This window comes from Acidovorax sp. (assembly GCF_046341535.1).
Classification (GTDB): Bacteria; Pseudomonadota; Gammaproteobacteria; order Burkholderiales; family Burkholderiaceae_C; genus Acidovorax.
Genome location: NZ_JBKDRI010000070.1, coordinates 1 through 4,492, shown reverse-complemented (window position 1 = coordinate 4,492; position 4,492 = coordinate 1). Strand labels below are relative to the sequence as shown.

Sequence of the window (4,492 nt, the reverse complement as noted above, 5' to 3'; positions counted from 1 at the left end):
AAGCGAAAATCGGCCCCAGCGAGGACAGTTTTTGCCGAATTTGCAGCCCCATAGCCGAGCTATGGGGCAAAAAGGCGGTTAAAAATGGACCGCTGCGGTCGATTTGCAGCCGACGATTTCCAAGTCCGACAGGCTCCTAGGAACCCCATGACTGATTACTCTGCACTTGATGCCTGGATTGACCAGCACTTCGACGAGGAAGTGCGCTTTTTGCAGGCCCTGGTGCGGGTTCCTACCGATACCCCCCCCGGTAACAATGCGCCCCACGCGGAGCGCACGGCCGAATTGCTCAAGGGTTTTGGCTTCGAGGCGCAAAAGCATGCGGTGCCTGCTGCCGAGGTGCAGGCCTATGGCATGGAGTCCATCACCAACCTGATCGTGCGCAGGCCCTATGGCACAGGCGGCAAGACCATTGCCCTGAACGCGCACGGTGATGTTGTGCCGCCGGGTGAAGGCTGGACGCACGACCCCTACGGCGCTGAAGTGGTGGACGGAAAAATGTATGGCCGCGCCACCGCAGTGAGCAAGAGCGACTTCGCGAGCTTTACCTTTGCGGTACGGGCACTGGAAGCCGTTGCCAGACCGTCCCGCGGCGCGGTGGAACTGCACTTCACTTATGACGAGGAGTTTGGCGGCGAGCTGGGCCCTGGATGGCTGTTGCGGCACGGTTTGACCAAGCCCGACCTGCTGATCGCTGCCGGCTTCAGCTACGAAGTGGTCACCGCGCACAACGGCTGCCTGCAGATGGAAGTGACCGTGCACGGCAAGATGGCCCACGCCGCCGTACCCCACACCGGCGTGGACGCGCTCCAAGGCGCCGTGCACATCTTGAACGCGTTGTACGCGCAAAACCAGGACTACCTGCGGGTCACATCCAACGTCCCGGGCATCAAGCACCCCTACCTGAATGTGGGCCGCATTGAAGGCGGCACGAACACCAACGTGGTGCCCGGCAAGGTCACGTTCAAGCTCGACCGCCGCATGATCCCCGAGGAGAACCCGGTCGAGGTGGAAGCCACCATCGGCCGCGTGATCGAGAACGCCGCCAGCGAGCGGGCCGGCATCAGCGTAGAGATCAAACGGCTACTGCTGGCCCATGCCATGACGCCTCTGACGGGCAATGCACCCTTGGTCGAAGCCCTGCAAAAACACGCAGCCGCAGTGATCGGCGAGCCGGTTCCGGCGGTGGGCACGCCGCTTTACACCGATGTGCGCCTGTACGTGGAGCGCGGCATCCCAGGGGTGATCTACGGCGCAGGGCCGCGCACCGTGCTGGAGTCGCACGCCAAGCGGGCGGACGAGCGGCTGGACCTGGAGGATTTGCGCCGGGCGACCAAGGTCGTGGCGCGGGCATTGAGTGATCTGCTGACTGGGTGAAGGATTTTCAGCCTGTTTTTAGGCCGTTGCGCTTGATATCATTGACTTTGTCGCTATGCTTTCAATAGCATTTTTGTCATCGGGAACGCGTTGGGGCGTGCTGGGCTGTAGAGGCTGATGCCATACGTTCGCGCTTTGCTGTACGGACCGACTGACTTTTTGGATCGACCCATCTGATCGGGCTGAGCCCGCCGAAGCCGGGGCGCTGCCCCAACCGTTCGGGCTGAGCCTGTCGAAGCCGGAGCGCTGCCCCCCCACCCGTTCAGGCTGAGCCTATCGAAGCCAGGGCGCTACCCCCAAAACCGTTCAGGCTGAGCCCGTCGAAGCCCGCCTGCACAGCGGCACCCGCATGCCCGCACTGAAGGAAGATCCGGGATGTCGCCCCTGCAGGCGCTGAAGGACAGGAAAGCCAAACGAAAGATCATTCTCTGGGTGTCGGGCACTCGCCTGCCTCCCGGCAAGCTGATAAATTACACCATTTGCGACTAAAACCGACTTTATGCCATCCAAACTGCTGTCACTGGAGCATTGCCTTGACCGCTGAACCATGGGTATCCGTGGACCAGATTGCCGAGCATCTGGGTGTCACGCGCGACTCGATCTACCGCTGGATCGACCGCAAGGGTCTGCCCGCGCACCGGGTTGGGCGGCTGTGGAAATTCCAGGTGTCCGAGGTGGACGACTGGGTGCGCGCCGGTGGCGCGGATGACGAAAAAACGAAAGATTCGACAGGAAACCGAGCATGACCAGCATTCAACAACGCGCCGAACTGCAACGCCGGATCTGGCAAATCGCTAACGATGTGCGTGGCGCTTTCGACGGCTGGGACTTCAAGCCATACGTGCTGGGTACCTTGTTCTACCGTTTCATCAGCGAAAACTTTGCGGCCTACATCAAGGGCGGTGACCAGAGCATCCACTACGCCGCGCTGAACGACGTGGTCATCACGCCAGACATCCGGGACGATGCCATCAAAACCAAGGGTTACTTCATCTACCCCAGCCAGTTGTTTGCCCGTGTCGTCGCCAGCGCCAACGGTAACGACAGCCTGAACACCGATTTGGCGGCCATTTTTCAATCCATTGAAAACTCCGCTCTGGGCTACCCCTCAGAGCGCGACATCCGTGGCCTATTCGCCGACTTCGACACCACCAGCAAGCGCCTTGGCAATACCGTCAAAGACAAAAACGCCCGCCTGGCTGCTGTGCTCAAAGGCGTGGCCGAGCTGGACTTCGGCCATGACTTTTATGAAAACAGCGATGCCAGCCACATCGACCTGTTTGGCGACGCCTACGAATTCCTGATCTCCAACTACGCTGCCAATGCGGGCAAGTCTGGGGGCGAGTTCTTCACGCCCCAGCAGGTCTCCAAGCTGATCGCACGGCTGGCCATGCACTGGCATCATCGCGGTGGGCTACAAGGTCAATTCCGAGCGCGCGGTGCAGTTACGCAAGCGGGCTACCGGTCGCGAGGTTCTCCAGGATGCCGGCAAGGTGTCGGCGAAAATCACCAAGGCCCACGCCGAAAGCGAGTTCGAGAAATATCGGATCGTGCAGGATCGGTTGTTTGAGAGCGATTTTGATCGCGTGCTGATACAGATTGAATCCGGCAACACGCTGGATAGCTATGAGGAATAAGGCGATGGCCGTCACCCCCCCCAAAAAATCCACGCCCAGTTGGAGCGATGTCAAAACCAGGCTGGCCGACTTCGACCGCGCTGGCCTGCTCGGGCTGGTGCAAGACTTGTACGCTGCCAGCAAAGACAACAAGGCGTTTCTGCACGCCCGCTTTGGGTTGGGCGATGACCCGCTGGAGCCCTACAAAGATGTGATCATCCGCTGGATCAATCCGCCGGATCTTCGCAATCCAATTTCCGTAAGCAAGGCCAAGAAGGCCATCAGCGATTACAAAAAGGCACTGGGGCAGCCCGAGGGCTTGGCCGAACTCACGGTGTTCTACTGTGAGGAAGTGTTCGATTTTCTGGCCGGTTGCGGTATGGACGACGAAGGCTTTTATGACGCGTTGGTACGGATGTTCGAACAGGCGCTGAAATACGTGCTGGCCTTGCGCAAGGCGCAGCAGGCGGCTTTGCTGTCCAGACTCGACCGGGTGCGCCAACTGGGACAGAACGTCGGCTGGGGCGTGGGCGATAACTTCGACCATTTTTGGTCGGAAGCCAGTTTGGCGGGCGAGGAATGAAAAAGGCGGAGAAGGCTGTGCTGGGCACTTGGCGCATCACCGGCATGGAAGTCTGGGATGCCGACTACTTTGACATGGAAGCCCCGGCGCACATCACCATCCGTAGCCACCTGACGGGCGAACTTCAGTTCGGCTTGGTGCAGGGCGACCTTGATGCGCGGGTCAGCAGCGTGGACGGCGTGGCGCGAGTGGAGTTTTCCTGGTCGGGCGTGGATGAAAACGACCCGGTGAGCGGGCGCGGTTGGCTGGACGTGACTGACGATCAGGCGCAGGGACGCATCTTCATCCATCTGAGCGATGACTCGGCTTTCACTGCGGTGCGCGCGGCATAAACGGCCCGGAGGTCGATCTGGCTTTGGAACTGAAAGTCCTCCGGGCCCAAAACACACGCTTGGTTGCACTGCTCGAATCTCACGGAATCGAATGGCGGGTACCGCCACAGCCAGTTGTTGCCGTGCAGGAGTCAGAACTATCCCGGTTGTCCACTGCTGAGAAGGTGGCACTGTTGCGGCGGCTGTTTCGCGGGCGCACAGATGCGTACCCGATCCGCTGGGAAGGCAAGACCTCTGGTAAATCAGGCTATGCCCCAGCCTGCATCAATGAGTGGCGCGCCGGGGTCTGCGAAAACCATCCGCCACCAGCATTGCAAGCCGGAGTTGACGCTCAAATTGCCCAGGCCGAGGCATTGAGCACTCACCCTAAAACGGCAGTTGACCGCTTGTACTCTTGGCGCACACCGCATGGACTCGAGCCTTGGGCTGTTTTTGCAGCCTCACCTTTGGGGTGACAGCGCTATGCACTTGCCAGCACCGCTTTTGGAGCGCCATGCGGTGTTGCTCCTCCTTGCAGGCACGAGCCTGCCGCGTCGTCGCGCCTTGCCTGGCACCCCAACAGCAGCGCTGGCAAATGCATCCAA

At 60.4% G+C, this 4,492-nt stretch carries 6 protein-coding genes; all 6 read left to right on the top strand.

Annotation, left to right across the window (positions count from 1 at the left end):
• The first annotated feature begins 147 nt into the window (after window positions 1-147).
• The 6 genes from ACK543_RS04825 to ACK543_RS04800 all read left to right on the top strand — a co-directional run bounded on the left by ACK543_RS04825 (window position 148) and on the right by ACK543_RS04800 (window position 4,363).
• On the top strand, window positions 148-1,377 hold the full coding sequence (locus ACK543_RS04825; protein WP_409941715.1) for a M20 family metallopeptidase: 1,230 nt from the start codon (window positions 148-150) through the stop codon (window positions 1,375-1,377).
• Window positions 1,378-1,910: 533 nt separating this feature from the next.
• Window positions 1,911-2,123, top strand: a complete 213-nt coding sequence (locus ACK543_RS04820) for a helix-turn-helix domain-containing protein (RefSeq protein WP_409941714.1) — start codon at window positions 1,911-1,913, stop codon at window positions 2,121-2,123.
• Window positions 2,120-2,947: a type I restriction-modification system subunit M gene (locus ACK543_RS04815; RefSeq protein ID WP_409941713.1), complete on the top strand. Its 828-nt coding sequence runs from the start codon at window positions 2,120-2,122 to the stop codon at window positions 2,945-2,947. The genes ACK543_RS04820 and ACK543_RS04815 overlap by 4 nt, the downstream gene beginning before the upstream one ends.
• A gap of 71 nt (window positions 2,948-3,018) precedes the next feature.
• Entirely contained in the window at window positions 3,019-3,576 is a 558-nt protein-coding gene (locus ACK543_RS04810) for a hypothetical protein (protein WP_409941712.1), read from the top strand.
• On the top strand, window positions 3,573-3,908 hold the full coding sequence (locus tag ACK543_RS04805; protein WP_409941711.1) for a hypothetical protein: 336 nt from the start codon (window positions 3,573-3,575) through the stop codon (window positions 3,906-3,908). Before ACK543_RS04810 ends, ACK543_RS04805 begins: the two co-directional genes overlap by 4 nt.
• 122 nt (window positions 3,909-4,030) lie before the next feature.
• The gene (locus ACK543_RS04800) at window positions 4,031-4,363 is read left to right on the top strand and encodes a TOTE conflict system archaeo-eukaryotic primase domain-containing protein (protein ID WP_409941716.1); all 333 of its coding nucleotides are present in this window, start codon (window positions 4,031-4,033) and stop codon (window positions 4,361-4,363) included.
• The last annotated feature ends 129 nt before the right edge of the window (window positions 4,364-4,492 follow it).

Excerpts from the sequence above, each read along its gene's own strand:
- ACK543_RS04825 (WP_409941715.1), top strand. The coding sequence starts at position 148 with ATGACTGATTACTCTGCACTTGATGCCTGGATTGACCAGCACTTCGAC.
- ACK543_RS04815 (WP_409941713.1), top strand. The coding sequence starts at position 2,120 with ATGACCAGCATTCAACAACGCGCCGAACTGCAACGCCGGATCTGGCAA.
- ACK543_RS04810 (WP_409941712.1), top strand. The coding sequence starts at position 3,019 with ATGGCCGTCACCCCCCCCAAAAAATCCACGCCCAGTTGGAGCGATGTC.
- ACK543_RS04805 (WP_409941711.1), top strand. The coding sequence starts at position 3,573 with ATGAAAAAGGCGGAGAAGGCTGTGCTGGGCACTTGGCGCATCACCGGC.